At 57.4% G+C, this 14,836-nt stretch carries 14 protein-coding genes and 1 pseudogene; 5 read left to right on the top strand and 10 right to left on the bottom strand.

Annotated elements, in window-relative coordinates:
* Positions 1–72: 72 nt before the first annotated feature.
* From dedD to pdxB, 7 genes are all read right to left on the bottom strand, one after another.
* Complete coding sequence (gene dedD / locus QLG08_RS10375) at positions 73–864, bottom strand: cell division protein DedD (protein WP_015699833.1); 792 nt, start codon at positions 862–864, stop codon at positions 73–75.
* On the bottom strand, positions 854–2,122 hold the full coding sequence (folC, locus tag QLG08_RS10370) for a bifunctional tetrahydrofolate synthase/dihydrofolate synthase (RefSeq protein ID WP_064374133.1): 1,269 nt from the start codon (positions 2,120–2,122) through the stop codon (positions 854–856). The genes dedD and folC overlap by 11 nt, the downstream gene beginning before the upstream one ends.
* A gap of 91 nt (positions 2,123–2,213) precedes the next feature.
* Entirely contained in the window at positions 2,214–3,128 is a 915-nt protein-coding gene (accD, locus tag QLG08_RS10365) for an acetyl-CoA carboxylase, carboxyltransferase subunit beta (protein ID WP_013026546.1), read from the bottom strand.
* A gap of 161 nt (positions 3,129–3,289) precedes the next feature.
* Positions 3,290–3,940 carry a DedA family protein gene (locus QLG08_RS10360; protein ID WP_013026547.1) on the bottom strand — a complete coding sequence of 217 codons (651 nt, stop codon included), beginning with the start codon at positions 3,938–3,940 and terminating at the stop codon, positions 3,290–3,292.
* A 25-nt stretch (positions 3,941–3,965) separates the two neighbouring features.
* Positions 3,966–4,769 (bottom strand): tRNA pseudouridine(38-40) synthase TruA, encoded by an 804-nt coding sequence (gene truA / locus QLG08_RS10355; RefSeq protein ID WP_013026548.1) that lies wholly within the window; start codon positions 4,767–4,769, stop codon positions 3,966–3,968.
* Entirely contained in the window at positions 4,769–5,779 is a 1,011-nt protein-coding gene (locus tag QLG08_RS10350; protein ID WP_014594188.1) for an aspartate-semialdehyde dehydrogenase, read from the bottom strand. The genes truA and QLG08_RS10350 overlap by 1 nt, the downstream gene beginning before the upstream one ends.
* A gap of 106 nt (positions 5,780–5,885) precedes the next feature.
* On the bottom strand, positions 5,886–7,019 hold the full coding sequence (pdxB, locus tag QLG08_RS10345; RefSeq protein ID WP_033775293.1) for a 4-phosphoerythronate dehydrogenase PdxB: 1,134 nt from the start codon (positions 7,017–7,019) through the stop codon (positions 5,886–5,888).
* Positions 7,020–7,168: 149 nt separating this feature from the next.
* Between pdxB and QLG08_RS10340 the strand changes: the two are divergent.
* A pseudogene (locus QLG08_RS10340) lies at positions 7,169–8,068 on the top strand (DMT family transporter).
* Here the strand turns inward: QLG08_RS10340 and QLG08_RS10335 are convergent.
* Positions 8,049–9,437 carry a sensor histidine kinase gene (locus QLG08_RS10335; RefSeq protein WP_176018921.1) on the bottom strand — a complete coding sequence of 463 codons (1,389 nt, stop codon included), beginning with the start codon at positions 9,435–9,437 and terminating at the stop codon, positions 8,049–8,051. The pseudogene QLG08_RS10340 and the gene QLG08_RS10335 overlap by 20 nt on opposite strands.
* Complete coding sequence (gene tctD / locus QLG08_RS10330; RefSeq protein ID WP_282472900.1) at positions 9,428–10,099, bottom strand: transcriptional regulator TctD; 672 nt, start codon at positions 10,097–10,099, stop codon at positions 9,428–9,430. The genes QLG08_RS10335 and tctD overlap by 10 nt, the downstream gene beginning before the upstream one ends.
* Before the next feature lie 167 nt (positions 10,100–10,266).
* Between tctD and QLG08_RS10325 the strand changes: the two genes are divergently transcribed.
* The 4 genes from QLG08_RS10325 (at position 10,267) to flk (ending at position 14,312) form a co-directional block, all read left to right on the top strand.
* Positions 10,267–11,199, top strand: a complete 933-nt coding sequence (locus tag QLG08_RS10325) for a tripartite tricarboxylate transporter substrate binding protein (RefSeq protein ID WP_227008734.1) — start codon at positions 10,267–10,269, stop codon at positions 11,197–11,199.
* Between the two features lie 12 nt (positions 11,200–11,211).
* On the top strand, positions 11,212–11,643 hold the full coding sequence (locus tag QLG08_RS10320; RefSeq protein ID WP_013026555.1) for a tripartite tricarboxylate transporter TctB family protein: 432 nt from the start codon (positions 11,212–11,214) through the stop codon (positions 11,641–11,643).
* 11 nt (positions 11,644–11,654) lie between these two features.
* Positions 11,655–13,157 (top strand): tripartite tricarboxylate transporter permease, encoded by a 1,503-nt coding sequence (locus tag QLG08_RS10315; protein ID WP_026021021.1) that lies wholly within the window; start codon positions 11,655–11,657, stop codon positions 13,155–13,157.
* Positions 13,158–13,271: 114 nt separating this feature from the next.
* Positions 13,272–14,312 (top strand): flagella biosynthesis regulator Flk, encoded by a 1,041-nt coding sequence (flk, locus tag QLG08_RS10310; protein ID WP_019106017.1) that lies wholly within the window; start codon positions 13,272–13,274, stop codon positions 14,310–14,312.
* 1 nt (position 14,313) lies between these two features.
* On the opposite strand, the gene QLG08_RS10305 is transcribed toward flk, so the two are convergent.
* Positions 14,314–14,757 (bottom strand): rhodanese-like domain-containing protein, encoded by a 444-nt coding sequence (locus QLG08_RS10305; protein WP_014605357.1) that lies wholly within the window; start codon positions 14,755–14,757, stop codon positions 14,314–14,316.
* Between the last annotated feature and the right edge of the window lie 79 nt (positions 14,758–14,836).

The following is a 14,836-nucleotide window of genomic DNA, read 5'->3' as shown; positions in this document are numbered from 1 at the left end:
CGGGTCAGGCACTGCCGTTCTCATCCCGATTGGCGCTGCCTGTTATTTCTATCGGCAGCGCCAATCGGCGCTTTAGCGGGCGCTGTAAGACTTAACCACGCCGCTCAAGCCTGAAACGTTCTTCAGCTCGCCGACGGCCGCCTGCATCTTCGCTTTTGACGCATCCGGCCCCACATAAATGCGGGTGATTTGCCCCTGCACGGGCGTAGACGGCACGGTATAGGCCCGGTAACCCGACAGGCGCAGTTTCGCCACAATCTCGTTAACCTTGCTGGCGTTCTTGAGTGCGCCTAACTGAACAACGTAAGCCTGACCGGCAGGCTGCGTTTCTTTGGGCTGCTCCGCAGGCGCGGTTTTTTCCGCCGGCTGCGACTGCTCGGCCGGTTTGGTTTTTTCAACAGGCTTAGCCTGCTCAACCGGTTTGGTTTTTTCTACCGGTTTGCTCTGCGTCTGCTCGACCGACTTCGGTTTAGCCTGCTCAACCTGTTTGGGTCGGGTTGGCTCAACCGGCCTGGCTTTCGGCGCTGTCGTGGCCGGAGACGAATGGACCGGTGGCGGTGAGACCACGCTCGGTTCGCTACTTTGCTCGGGCTGACTGCTGCCCTCGGCGGCGGCATCATCATCCGTATCAGAATGGCTGACCGCACTGCCTGCGCCTGCTGGCGGATGCGCAGGCAGCGACTGCGTCACCGGCGGCACCATTTCGCTGTCCTGCTGGTCATCGGGTTTGGGCACCAGCGGGATCGCGGCAAATTCTTCTTTATAATGTTTTTTCTTACCATCCAGCAGCCCCGGCAATACGATCACGCCGACGGCCACCAGAATAACGGTACCGACTAAACGGTTTTGAAACTTACTCGCCACGTCCTTTCTCCGTTTCAATCGATTCCATAACCTGCGCCACCGTCAGGAAAGAGCCGCAGACCAGAATAATATCCTGCGCTTCCGCCTGCTGGCGCGCCTGGTGCCAGGCCTGTTCAACATCCGTAAATGCCTGAGCGGACGTTACGTGCGCCATGAGCTGCTCCGCGCTGGCACCGCGCGGACCGGCCAAGGGTGCGCAATACCAGCAGTCCACCTGAGGTGCCAGGGCCGCCAGAGTGCCGGCAATGTCTTTATCGTGCAGCATCCCCACAACCGCATGGACGCGTCCGCTTTGCGGCAATGCAGCCAGTCGCGAGGCCAGATAGGTCGCCGCATGCGGATTGTGGGCAACGTCCAGAATCACCCGTGGGGATTCGCTGATGGTCTGAAAGCGTCCCGGTAAAATCGCCAGCGGCAGATGCGCACGAATGATTGCATCGCTCACGTTCAGCCCGGAGGCGCGCAGCGCCACCAGTGCGGTAGCCGCATTTGGCAACGGCACCTGAGGCAGCGGTAAATCATGCAGCTCGCCTTGCGCATCGCGCAGCGACCAGCTCTCTGCCTGCTGATGATAGTGCCAGTCGCGCCCGTGCTGCATTAACCGCGCACCTTTTTCACGGGCAACCTGAGCAATTGTGGCAGGCATATCAGGTTCACCGACCACGGCGGGTTTCGCCTGGCGGAAGACACCGGCTTTTTCCCGGCCAATACTTTCACGGTCCGGGCCAAGCCAGTCGGTATGATCCAGCGCGATACTGGTAATCACCGCGACATCCGCATCGACAATATTGGTCGCGTCCAGCCGACCGCCCAACCCGACTTCAAGAATGACGACATCCAGCCCCGCCTGCTTAAACAGGTTAAGCGCCGACAGCGTGCCAAATTCAAAGTAGGTCAGAGAAACCTTACCCCGTCCGGCCTCAATATCGGCAAAACTGGCGCTGTGTTGGGCTTCACTGAGTTCCTGCCCCTGAATCCGGACGCGCTCGGTGTAGCGCACAAGGTGCGGCGAGCTGTAAACCCCAACCCGATAGCCGGCTGCCATCAGTAAGGTTTCCAGGGTGCGACAGGTGGTACCTTTGCCATTGGTGCCCGCAACGGTAAAAACGAAGGGTGCAGGCTTGAGCAGGTCCAGACCTTGCGCCACCTGGCGAATACGATCCAGGCCCAGTTCTATCGCCTGAGAGTGGAGGTGCTCAAGATAATAAAGCCACGTGGCCAAAGGCGACGTGGCTTGAGGAAGGTGAAGATTGTCCATATGTCCCGTTTTGCAAATTTATACCCGATGAAAGCCGCAAGGTATACGGTGCATTGGTGGAAGGCGCGACCTGCGCGCCTTCTGTCTCCTGTCAGGCCTCGTTGCTCTCCGGATGGCTCGTCGCAGGTGCGAACGCTTCACCGTCGTGCAGCGGTGCGGGCAGATTCATCATTTTTGCCAGCAGACTCGCCAGTTTATAGCGCATTTCCGGACGACGAATGATCATATCAATCGCCCCTTTCTCGATCAAAAACTCACTCCGCTGGAAGCCCGGCGGCAGTTTTTCACGAACGGTCTGTTCAATCACACGTGGACCCGCAAAGCCGATCAGGGCTTTAGGTTCGGCAATATTCAGATCGCCCAGCATCGCAAAGCTGGCAGACACGCCGCCCATGGTCGGGTCGGTCAGCACCGAAATATACGGCAGACCGCGTTCCTGCATTTTCGCCAGCGCGGCACTGGTTTTGGCCATCTGCATCAGCGACATTAACGCTTCCTGCATACGCGCACCGCCACTGGCGGAGAAGCAGATCAGCGGGCAGTTATCTTCCAGCGCCTGCTCAACAGCCCGGACGAAACGTGCGCCAACCACCGATCCCATTGAGCCGCCCATAAAGGCGAATTCAAAGGCGGCCGCCACAACCGGCATACCGTGCAGCTGACCTTTCATCACGATCAGCGCATCTTTCTCATTCGTGGCTTTCTGTGCAGCAACCAGACGATCTTTATACTTTTTGGAATCCCGGAACTTCAACAGATCCTTGGGTTCCAGCTCGCTGCCCAGCTCAACCAGCGTGCCCTGATCGAGCAGGCTCGCCAGGCGCTCACGGGCATGCATGCGCATGTGGTGGTCGCACTTAGGGCAGACCTCAAGATTACGCTCCAGCTCGGCACGATAAAGTACCTGGCCACAGCTGTCGCATTTCGTCCACACTCCTTCCGGAATACTGGCGCGACTTGTGGGCGTAATGTTGCTTTTATTAAGAATGCGTTCAATCCAGCTCATTGATGACCTTTCTGTTTAAAACTGACCTGGTCCAGTCGTCTTGATACTGCTGAAAACCGCTTCAGCAGACGGTAAATGTCGCTCATTAAACCACAACCAATTAAGACTGTGGATAAAAATCTGGTCTTACCCCTGAGCAACGCGGCTACTCAGGGATAATTTTACTGCTTAGCCTGGCGGCGATGGCGCCAGATTTCAATCACACCTGGCAGAATCGACACCACGATAATCCCGAGGATAAGCAGCTTAAGGTTTTCCTGTACCACGGGCAAATCGCCAAACAGATAACCCGCATAGGAAAACAGCAGCACCCAGGCCAGCGCGCCCGCGACGTTAAACAGGGCGAAGTGGCGGTAGGACATGTGTCCCATTCCGGCGACGAAAGGCGCAAAGGTCCGCACGATGGGCACGAAGCGCGCCAGGATAATGGTTTTCCCACCGTGCCGGGCATAAAAGGCATGGGTTTTATCCAGATAGCTGCGGCGGAAAATTTTCGAGTTCGGGTTGCTGAACAGCCGTTCGCCAAAGAGTTTGCCGATGGTGTAGTTCACGGCGTCCCCCAGAATAGCGGCAATGACCAATAGCGCCACCATGAGATGCACGTTGAGATCGTTACCCGGCAACGCGGCCAGCGCCCCTGCCACGAACAGCAGTGAATCACCCGGCAAAAACGGCGTGACGACTAAGCCCGTTTCGCAGAACAAAATCAGAAACAGGATGGCGTAGATCCAGATGCCATACTGCGCGACTAATTCGGCCAGATGCACATCAATGTGCAGAATAAAATCGACCACAAAATGGATAAACTCCATAACGATCCCTTGTACGTAAGGTTAATTAATCCGCGAGGAACAATGGCCCCATCGCCGGCTGAGGTAAAGCAAAATGCACGGGATAATCCACCGCCACCAGATAAAGCCCTTCGGCTTTCGCCGTTGCCGCCGCCAGCGTGCGATCTTTAGCCGCCAGCAGTTCCGCCATCCAGGATTCTGACTGATTGCCGCAGCCAATTTCCATCAGACTACCGACAATATTGCGCACCATATGGTGCACAAACGCATTGGCTTTAATATCGACAATCACATAAGGCCCGTGGCGCGTGACGTTCAGGTGCATCACGTTGCGCCACGGCGTTCGCGACTGACACTGCACGGCGCGGAAAGAGGTAAAATCATTCTCGCCCAGCAGGCACTGTCCGGCGCGCTGCATCTTTTCTACATCCAGAGGATAGTAAAAATGCGTCACGCCATTACCCAGAATCGCCGGACGGAGCCGCTGATTGTAGATCAAATAGCGATAACGCCTGGCGGTTGCGCTAAAACGCGCGTGAAAGTCGTCCGGCACCGCCTTGACCCAACGTACGGCGATATCGTCTGGCAGATTGGCGTTCACGCCCAGCGTCCAGGCGGCATCGGCGCGCTGCGCAACGGTTTCAAAATGTACCACCTGGCCGGTGCCGTGTACGCCAGCATCGGTGCGGCCGGCACAGAACACGCTGACCGGATGGTCGGCCACTTTTGAAAGCGCCCGTTCCAGCTTTTCCTGCACGCTGCGCACTTCCTGCTGACGTTGCCAGCCATAGTAGCGGCTGCCGTCGTACTCGATGCCCAGAGCCAGTTTTTGTGTCTGACCTTCTGACATCAGTACATGTACTCCTGAACCAGCTTCTCAGCGGTCTTCACCGCCATCAGCGCACCGCCGAAACGGACGTTGTCGGCCACCGACCAGAACTGCAACAGCTCAGGAATGCCGTAGTCGTTACGCACACAGCCAATGCTCAGTTCATCGCTGCCCGAGGCATCGGTAACCGGCGTCGGCACCGCATCCTCTTCGCTCAGATGAATATCCGCAGCCAGCGCCAGCTCTGCCCTTGCCTCTTCCGCCGACAGCGGGCGCAGGTTTTCAATATGTACGATCTGCGCATTGCCATAAAATACCGGCGCCTGAATGCTGCTGACCGCCACGGGCAAACCCTCGTCCTGCAGGACTTTGCGTACCTGATCGACCAGGCGGCGCTCGCTTTCTACGCTGCCTTCGCTATCTGCCAGCTGCGGCAGAAGGTTAAAGGCCAGCTGGCGGCCAAAATGGTGTTCGTCAGCGGGCACGCCGTTCAGCAGACGCGCACTCTCACCGGCCAGCGCATCCACGGCCACTTTGCCGTGGGTGGAGACAGAGATCAGATTGGTGACCTGTAAACGGCCCAAACCTGCCGCATCCACCAGCGGTTTGATTGCCGTCAGCAGTTGACTCACCAGATTATCCGCCACGCTGATGATGTTGCGATTACGGTAATCGGCCAGCACCTGTGGATTCACATCCGGCACCACCAGCGGCACGTCCGGTGACAGGGCAAACAGCTCGCTGCTGTCGATCACCAGACAGCCCGCGCCCGCCGCCTCTTCGGCATAGCGTTCTGATGCATCGCGACCGGCAACAAAAAAGGCCAGCTGCGCCTGTGACCAGTCAAACCCGGCCGCGTCTTCAACGCGCACAGAACGTCCTTCAAAACGTTTGATTTCACCGGCACCGTTGTCGCTCGCCAGCAAATACAATTCACCAACCGGGAACTGGCGTTGAGCCAGTAGTTCCAGTACAGCGTTCCCTACTGCGCCTGTTGCGCCCAGTAGCGCAATATTCCAGCCGTCAGACATGTTGGTTTACCTCAGACAATGACATAAAAACAGAAGGCGGTGATGTCACCGCCCGGGGATTCAGAATTATCCCTACCTTCAGCCGCGCGTAACCCGGCTGAACCCATCAGGTTGAGGATAATATAGCGTTAAAGCCCAGTTGAATAAGCTGCTCAGCGGTGGCTTCATTATCACAGTTCACCTGTAATGATGACCATTCGCGACGCTCTTCATACTGTTTGCGCAGGCGGTCAAACTCGCCCGGTTTTGCCGCCACTTTTCGCAGAGGCGCATCATCGCGGCGCACATCATACACCAGATGCACTAACCGTTTCAGCGTTGGCTGATCGAGCGGCCCGTTCAGGCTGATCTGGCTGAATTCCGGCGTCGGTAGCAGGCTACTCAGCGGCACCTGCTGCGGTTGACCAATAAAGTCACACCAGGCCTCAAACACCTGGGTGGTGCCGCGCGCCTTGCCCTCCAGGGTGTAACCAGCAATGTGGGCCGTCGCGATATCCACCTTATCCAGCAGCGCCAGGGAGAGATCCGGTTCAGGTTCCCAGACGTCCAGCACCACGCTGAGATCGTGACGCATGTTCAGAACTTCCAGCAGCGCGGCGTTATCCACCACCGGGCCGCGGCAGGCGTTAATCAGAATGGCGTTGGGCTTCAGGGCCATCAGCCGCGCGGCATCGGCCAGATGCCAGCTCTTGTAGGGGCCAGATTTAAACAGCGGCGTATGAAACGTTAAAATATCGGCCTGTTCCACCAGCGCATCGAGCGAGTGAAAATCCTCTTTGTCACCCCGGTCAGCGCGCGGCGGATCGCAAAGCAGGGTTTTCACGCCCCAGGCTTCAAGGCGTTTCTGCAATCGCCCGCCCACGTTACCGACGCCAACGATGCCCACCGTGCGATCGCGCAACTGAAAACCGTCGCGCTCCGCCAGCAGCAGCAAGGCAGAAAAAACATACTCTACGACGGCGATCGCGTTACAGCCCGGCGCGGCAGAGAAGGCAATGCCCGCCTGCTCAAGCCAGTCTTCGTCAATATGATCTGTGCCCGCGGTTGCCGTGCCGACAAACTTTACGGGCTTGTCCTGCAGTAACGCAGCGTTAACCTGGGTCACGGAACGCACCATCAGGCCATCGGCATCGGCCAGTTGGGCTTCAGGAAGCGGCCTGCCAGGGACAGCGACCACCTCGCCCGTGCGGCTGAAGAGTTCACGGGCATAGGGCATGTTTTCATCGACGAGAATTTTCACCACGGCTTTCCTGTGTGTTGCATTTAAGGGCGCTATTTTGGCACAAAAGCCCCGCGTTAGCCTAACCACGCTGTGCAGTGAGTGCTAAGGCTGGCAGAAAGGGGCAACACAGGCGTACACTGCGGCGGGTCTGAGGCTGGAGTCATATTATGTTCTTTTTGTTCCCGCTGTTTGCGGTCTTAATTTGGTCGGTTAATGCTATCGTTAATAAATTATCGGCGAGTGCCATCGAGCCTGCGGCGATTTCTTTTTATCGCTGGTTACTGGCGTTGCTGGTCCTGACCCCGTTTGTGTTACCGGGTGTGATACGGCAATGGCAGACGATCCGGCCGCACCTCTTGCGCTTGATGGTTCTGGGTCTGCTGGGCATGGCGCTGTAACAAAGCCTGGCCTACTATGCCGCGCACAGCGTGAGCGCCCTGTTTATGGGTATCATCGCCGCGCTAATCCCACTGTTAACGGTATTGCTCAGTGTGGTCATACTGCGCATTGCCCCGACCGTGGGGATTCTGGCGGGCAGCCTGATCTCCTTTTGTGGCTTAATCTGGTTGGTCAGCGCAGGCAATCTTGATCAGTTGCTGCATCACGGCATCGGAGCAGGTGAAGCCATGATGCTGGCGGCCTCAGCCAGCTATGCGCTTTATGGCGTGATGACCAAACGCTGGTCAATTCCGCTGCCGGTCTGGCAGAGCCTGTATGTGCAAATTGCCTTTGGCGTTCTGTTGCTGTTACCCGGCTTTCTGATGACGCCGGACGTGGCGCTTACGCCGCGTAACCTTCCGTTGGTGGCTTTTGCCGGGCTGTTTGCCTCGATTCTTGCCCCCTGGCTGTGGATCCATGGCGTGCAAAAATTAGGTGCCAGCATCACCAGCATCTTTATGAATTTGACGCCGGTTTTTACCGCCCTGATTGCGGTGCTGTTTCTGCATGAGCATCTGCACAGCTATCACTGGATCGGCGGCGGTCTGACGCTGACGGGCGTTTTGCTGGCACAGCGGCTGCGCAGGCCGCTTAGCGCGCGCAAATCGATCAAGGCCGATCCGCGCTAAAATTGACGGAAACACGCAGTCCGCCCAGTAACGGACTGCTCTCCAGCGTGACGGCCGCCCCGTGCCAGGCACAAATATCCTGTACCAGCGCCAGTCCAATGCCCGCTCCGGCCTGCATCGCGGCATTATCCAGCCGGATAAAAGGCCGCAGTGCTTTTTGTTGCTCTTCCCGGCTAATCCCCGGCCCCGAGTCTTCAATTTGCAGCCTGCCGTTCTCTACGCGGGCCGTAATCATGCCCTGCGCTGGCGTGTACTTAATCGCGTTATCCAGCAGGTTGGCGCACAGCTCGCCCAGCAACAGCGCATCGCCTTTCACCTCACCGTGCTCATCCCCTTCGTAACCCAGGTCAATCTGTTTCGCGCGCGCCGCTGCATAACGACTCAGGCACGCTTCACGCACCACTGCCGCCAAATCCACCCGCGTCATGGGTTTATCTTCCCCGTGACGGGCTTTGATGCGCGCCAGTTGTAACAGACGGTCGGTGAGCAGAATGGTGTCATCCAGCGTGTAGTGCATGCTCTGTAGACTTTCCCGCCACTGTTCGGGCCGATCGCTATCCAGCGCCGTGCTAATCTGCGTTTTCAGAATGGTGAGCGGTGTGCGTAGCTGATGCGCGGCATCGGCGCTGAACCGATCCTGCCGTGCCAGCAATTTTCTCAGCCGTTCCAGATAGCGGTTAAAGGCCACAATGAGCGGCTGAAGTTCCGACCAGGGCAGCGAAGGCAGCGGGGTCAGTTCAGCACCGTCGCGGCGCAGGACAATCTTTGACAGCCGACGTAAAGGCCGTAATACCCGGCGCAGCATCATGCTCGCCAGCAACAAGGCGATGAGCACCAGCGCGCTCTGGCTAAGTAAGGCTGTCCGCATCAGCCCCTGGGCAAACGCCTCACGGGAATGGATAGTTTCCGCCACCAGCACCAGTGCCATACCTTCCACGCCCGCCTCGCTGACCGGCTGCCATAAGGCCGCGACCCGAATGCGCTGTTTCTGGTAAAACCCGTCATAAAAATGGACTAACGCAGGATAGGCTTCAGACATCTCGCTGGTGGTCGGAATCGGCGGCAGCCCGTCATAACCCGACAGCGTTTTACCCTGGGGCGAAATCACCTGGTAAAACAGGCGATCGTTCATATTGCGCTCAAAGCTGTCGAGCACGACCCAGGGCACATCGACCTCCAGATGCTGATGACGGACCACCAGCCGCTCGGCAACGGTGCGCGCAGAGGCCAGCAGCGAACGATCGTAGGCCTGATTCGCCGCCGCCAGGCCGCTCTGGTAATGCGTATAAACCGACAGAATCCACAGCAGGAGCAATGGCAGTCCCAGCCAGGCGAGCAGCTCTCCCCGTAGCGAGGTGATTAATCGCATGCCAGGGTTTCCAGGCTGTAACCCAGACCGCGTAGCGTCACAATACCGACATCACTTCCGGCCAGTTTTTTGCGCACCCGATGCACATAGAGTTCAATACTTTCCGGGCTGGCTTCATCCGCCAGCGTAAAGGTTTGTTCATACAAATGTTGCCGCGAGACCGGGCGACCCTGACGCTGCATCAGCGTGGTCAGCACGCTGGATTCTCGCGGCGTCAGCGCCAGCGGTTTTTCGGCCAGCAAAAAGTAACCCTCGCCGTTCAGTACCAACTGGCCCAGCGTTTTGTTTTGTGGCGATTGCCCCTGCGAACGCCGCATTAACGCTCGCAGGCGCGCGTCCAACTCATCCAGTTCAAAGGGTTTGGTCAGATAGTCATCCGCCCCCGTGTTCAGACCGCGCACGCGGTCATCCAGCGTAGTGCGCGCGGTCAGCATCAGTACCGGCACAGTTTGTCCCCGGCGGCGCAGCCGGGTTAATACTTCAATGCCGTCCAGGCGCGGCAGAGAGACATCCAGCACGACCAGCGCATAGTCTTCGCTTTGCAGGCTGTGATCGGCCGCCAGGCCGTCCGCCACCCAGTCCACAGCAAAGCCTTTTTGTGTTAACGCCTTCTGTAACCATCGCGCCAGCTCGGCCGTGTCTTCCACCAGTAAGAGACGCATATCACATCCTTTCACTAAACCTCATGAATGAAAGGTAAATGAAAGGTTGCTGTTTTAACAATTCAATAACACCGAATAGTCGGTAGTAATCACACTCTGAAACAAAGATGGAGCGCACGATGAAAAAAATAATCCACACCGCCCTCGCCTCTGCCCTACTGGCTCTTATGTTGCCCTCATCAGGTTATGCTGCTGCACCCGACAGAACAGAATGCATCGCACCGGCTAAACCCGGCGGCGGTTTTGACCTGACCTGTAAGCTGATTCAGGTTTCGCTGATGGAAACGAAGCAGATCGAGAAGCCGATGCGCATTACCTACATGCCAGGTGGCGTAGGCGCGGTGGCCTATAACGCGATCGTTGCGCAGCGTCCTGCCGAAGCCGGTACGGTCGTGGCCTTTTCGGGGGGATCGCTGCTGAACCTGTCGCAGGGAAAATTTGGTCGCTACTCGGTTGATGACGTGAAGTGGCTGGCGGCGGTCGGCACCGATTACGGCATGATTGCCGTGCGTGAAGACGCGCCGTGGAAAAACCTGGGCGAACTCATGGCGGATATGAAAAAAGATCCCACCAAAGTGGTGGTGGGTGCGGGTGCCTCTATCGGCAGCCAGGACTGGATGAAAACGGCGCTGGTCGCAAAAGAAGCCGGTATTGATCCGCGCAAAATGCGCTATGTCGCGTTTGAAGGCGGTGGTGAAGTCGTCACCGCCCTGCTGGGTAATCATATTCAGGTGATGTCGGGCGATCTCAGCGAGATGGTGCCGCATTTACAAGGGGGCAAACTGCGCGTGCTGGCGGTAATGGCAGACAAACGCCTGCCCGATCAGCTGGCCTCGATTCCTACCGCCAAAGAGCAGGGCTTTAACGTGGAATGGCCGATTATTCGCGGCTTCTATCTTGGCCCTAAAGTCAGCGATGCCGATTATCAGTGGTGGCAGAGCGCCTTTGAGAAAATGGTGCAAACCCCTGAATTCAAGAAGCAGCGCGAACTGCGAGGCCTGTTCGAATTCAATATGTTTGGCGCTGAACTGGATAAATACGTGAAAGACCAGGTTGCCGCCTATCGCGAGCAGGCGAAATCCTTTGGTCTGGCTAAGTAAGCGGGAGAGATCATGAGCGATCGTATTTTTGCCACCTTGTGGCTAGTGCTGTGCCTGGCGGGACTGGTTATCGCCTGGCAGATTCAGAGTGAATACAGCTATGAGCCTGTCGGCCCACGTCCTTTTCCGCTGGTGCTTCTCAGCCTGATGGCTTTCTGTGCCGTGATGCTGCTGCTGAGAAAACCGGATGCCATCCAGTGGCCCACGCCCGCCACACTGAAACGCCTGGTGGCGCTGGCGGCGATGATGCTGGTGTACGGCGGGATGTTTGAAACCCTGGGCTTCCCGTTAGCGACCTCGCTGCTGACGTTTGGTATCGGCCTGCTGTTTGGCGCGCGCTGGTGGGCCGCTGTGCTGTCCGGTGGTGTAATGGGATGGTCACTGTTTTACGCCTTCGACCATCTACTGGACGTTACCTTGCCTGCTGGCAGCCTGTTTAATTAAGGAGAGAAATGATGGAAACCTGGTCTTTCCTGATGCACGGCTTTGCCGTTGCCATGACGCCGGAAAATCTGCTGATTGCCCTTATCGGCTGCTTTATCGGCACCATCGTAGGCTTACTGCCGGGACTCGGGCCGATCAACGGCGTAGCGATTTTGATGCCGCTGGCGTTCGCCCTGCACCTGCCAGCAGAATCCGCGTTGATTCTGCTGGCCACCGTTTATCTGGGCTGTGAATACGGCGGACGTATTTCGTCGATACTGCTCAACGTTCCGGGCGATGCCGGCGCCATTATGACCGCACTGGATGGCTATCCGATGGCGCAGCAAGGAAAAGCGGGCGTGGCACTCTCTATCTCTGCCGTCAGCTCCTTTGTCGGTTCCACCATCGCTATCATCGGCATCATCTTATTCGCACCGCTGCTGGCCCGCTGGTCGCTGGCGTTTGGCCCAGCCGAATATTTTGCGCTTATGGTCTTCGCCATTGCCTGTCTGGGCAGCATGATGAGTCAGAACCCGCTTAAATCATTTCTGTCGGCGTTGATCGGGCTGAGCATGGCGACCGTGGGCGTGGACGCGAATACCGGCGTCTATCGCTTCACCTTTGACAGCGTTCACCTTTCTGACGGCATCCAGTTTGTCGTGGTCGTCATTGGCCTGTTCTCAGTGAGCGAAATTTTGCTGATGCTGGAATCCACCCATAGCGGGCAAAAGGTGGTGCGTGCCAGTGGCCGCATGATGTTCAATATGAAAGAGGCCGCTATGTCTACGGGTGCCACACTGCGTGCCTCATTTATCGGCTTCTTTGTGGGCGTGCTGCCCGGCGCGGGCGCCACTATCGCCAGTGCTATCGCCTACATGGCCGAGAAAAAAATCACTGGCAGCGATCAGTTTGGTAAGGGCGATATTCGCGGTGTGGCTGCGCCGGAAGCGGCGAACAACGCCTCCGCCTGCGGCTCGTTTATTCCGATGCTGACCCTGGGCATTCCCGGTTCCGGCACCACCGCGGTCATGGTCGGTGCGCTGACGCTGTACAACATCACGCCTGGACCTGCGATGTTTACCGAACAGCCGGATATCGTCTGGGGACTGATTGCCGCGCTGCTGATTGGTAACCTGATGCTGCTGATCATGAACATCCCGATGATCAACGTGTTTGCGCGGATGCTGACGATTCCGCTGTGGTTTTTAGTTCCGGCTATCGCCGCCATCTCGGCCGTGGGCGTTTATGCGGTGCACAGCACCACCTTTGACCTGCTGCTGATGGTCGGACTGGGGATTTTCGGCTATATCCTGCGGAAAATGGATTTCCCCATGTCCCCGCTGATTTTAGGTTTCGTGCTGGGTGAAATGCTGGAGCAAAACCTGCGGCGTGCCTTGTCGATCAGCAACGGTGAGATGGGCATTCTGTGGGAAAGTCCGATTGCGAAAGTCCTGTTGATCCTCGCCGTTGCCGTATTAATCGTGCCGCTGCTATGGAAACGGCTGCGCCGTAAGCCCGCTCCCGCGCATCAGTAAGTAAATCTTTGTTCGAAACACACAAGCCCCGTGGATTTCCCAGGGGCTTTTGTTATCATAGTGTATTCTGTTTCCGGCGCACCCCACGCTGTTCTGTTTCCCAAGGAATCCGCCATGCAACCTGTCAGCGGCCCCGGTGTGCCGGTCGGCGATCGTTCATCTGTTAATCCGCAAACTGACGCCCCGCGTACGGGAAGTGTTGCCGGTGAACAACCCCTTTCTCCTGCCCAGCGCACGACGCTTGAGCGCCTGATTGTGCGCATCATGTCGCTCAGCACGCTTAAAGCGCCTGAGCTCTGGGCCGGCCTGCGTCATGAAGTCGGTGTTAAAAGCGAAGCAGAACTCCAGTCACGCCATTTTCCGGCTGCGGAGCAGTTTCTTAACAACCGCCTGGCGCAGGTGCAGACCGGTCACGGTACGCGTCAGTTAATGACGCAACTCACCGACCTGTTGCCCAAAGGCAATAACCGCCAGGCGGTAAGTGATTTTATCCGCCAGCAGTTTGGTCAGACGGTGCTGAGCGCATTAACCCAGGATCAGCTTCGTCAGGTGCTGACCATGCTGCAAAATGGTCAGATGGCCATTCCGCAACCTCAGCAGAGCCGCAGCAGCGATCGCACGCTGCTGCCTGCCGAGCATCAGGCGCTGAATCAGCAAATTGTTCGCCTGGCTGCCGCAACGGGCGAATCCAGTGGCAAAATATGGACCGCCGCACTAAAGCTGGTAAACCTGACCAGCGGCGATCCGATCCCGTCACGCCACTATCCGCTGCTCACTCAGTATTTACAGGTCCGTCAGACGTTAAGCCAGCACAGTGCGCCAACGTTGCAGCTGATTGAAACCTCGCTGAAACACCCTCTGGATCAGCGTGAACAGCAGATGCTGGAAGACTACAGCCTGCAACGCTTTCAGGCCACGCCTCAGATGGTGCTGACCCCGACGCAAACCCAGGATCTGCTTAACTTCCTGTTTGCACGTCGCGCAGAAAGAGCACACGAGCAAGCCCTGGCCGATAACGAACTGAATCCGCATCCCATCTGGGCGCCCATCTCCGGCTCGCTGCCGCCTGTGCTGCAGCCGCTGGCAGCGCGCCCGGTGCTGAGCGCGATCGTCGGGTTAATCGTTCTGGCCTTTTTACTCTGGCTGGTGCTGTAAGTTAACACCCACAGGATGCCGCAGAAGCCGTCTGCGGCCATTCTCCCGGCTCGTCGCCCCATGCCATGGGATGGCCATCGCGCTTCCAGAAATCCAGCCCGCCAATCAGTTCTTTGACCTTAAATCCCAGCAACGCCAGCTGATAAGCCGCTTTGGTCGAACCATTGCAGCCAATGCCATCACAGTACGTCACATACAGCAGGTTGCGATCCAGTCCGGCCGTGCTGGCTTCATTCATTTCCCGATGCGGAAAATTTATTGCTCCGCAGAGATGACCGGCGCGGTAAGCCTCGATCTGACGGGCATCAATGACGACAACGCCCGGTCGCTGATGGGCCAGATCGTCAGCCAGATCCCAGGCATCGGTGTAATAAGCCAGTTTGGCCTGCAGATATGCAAGGCTCTGCTGCGGTGACGCGGGGGGAAAACCTAAAACAGATGACATCGTTTTTTCTCCTGTTGTGGCAGACAGGCAGTTTACGGCAAAGTGGACTGCTGGATAATACCGCTTTCAATGAGCCCAT

This window comes from Pantoea sp. V106_11, from assembly GCF_029967885.1.
Classification (GTDB): Bacteria; Pseudomonadota; Gammaproteobacteria; order Enterobacterales; family Enterobacteriaceae; genus Pantoea; species Pantoea ananatis.
Note: the sequence above shows the minus strand (reverse complement) of the source record. Positions and strands in the feature narration are given on the sequence as shown.

Excerpts from the sequence above, each read along its gene's own strand:
- QLG08_RS10350 (WP_014594188.1), bottom strand. The coding sequence starts at position 5,779 with ATGTCTGACGGCTGGAATATTGCGCTACTGGGCGCAACAGGCGCAGTA.
- accD (WP_013026546.1), bottom strand. The coding sequence starts at position 3,128 with ATGAGCTGGATTGAACGCATTCTTAATAAAAGCAACATTACGCCCACA.
- QLG08_RS10325 (WP_227008734.1), top strand. The coding sequence starts at position 10,267 with ATGTTGCCCTCATCAGGTTATGCTGCTGCACCCGACAGAACAGAATGC.
- tctD (WP_282472900.1), bottom strand. The coding sequence starts at position 10,099 with ATGCGTCTCTTACTGGTGGAAGACACGGCCGAGCTGGCGCGATGGTTA.
- QLG08_RS10335 (WP_176018921.1), bottom strand. The coding sequence starts at position 9,437 with ATGCGATTAATCACCTCGCTACGGGGAGAGCTGCTCGCCTGGCTGGGA.
- QLG08_RS10360 (WP_013026547.1), bottom strand. The coding sequence starts at position 3,940 with ATGGAGTTTATCCATTTTGTGGTCGATTTTATTCTGCACATTGATGTG.
- QLG08_RS10315 (WP_026021021.1), top strand. The coding sequence starts at position 11,655 with ATGGAAACCTGGTCTTTCCTGATGCACGGCTTTGCCGTTGCCATGACG.
- flk (WP_019106017.1), top strand. The coding sequence starts at position 13,272 with ATGCAACCTGTCAGCGGCCCCGGTGTGCCGGTCGGCGATCGTTCATCT.
- QLG08_RS10305 (WP_014605357.1), bottom strand. The coding sequence starts at position 14,757 with ATGTCATCTGTTTTAGGTTTTCCCCCCGCGTCACCGCAGCAGAGCCTT.
- truA (WP_013026548.1), bottom strand. The coding sequence starts at position 4,769 with ATGTCAGAAGGTCAGACACAAAAACTGGCTCTGGGCATCGAGTACGAC.
- folC (WP_064374133.1), bottom strand. The coding sequence starts at position 2,122 with ATGGACAATCTTCACCTTCCTCAAGCCACGTCGCCTTTGGCCACGTGG.
- QLG08_RS10320 (WP_013026555.1), top strand. The coding sequence starts at position 11,212 with ATGAGCGATCGTATTTTTGCCACCTTGTGGCTAGTGCTGTGCCTGGCG.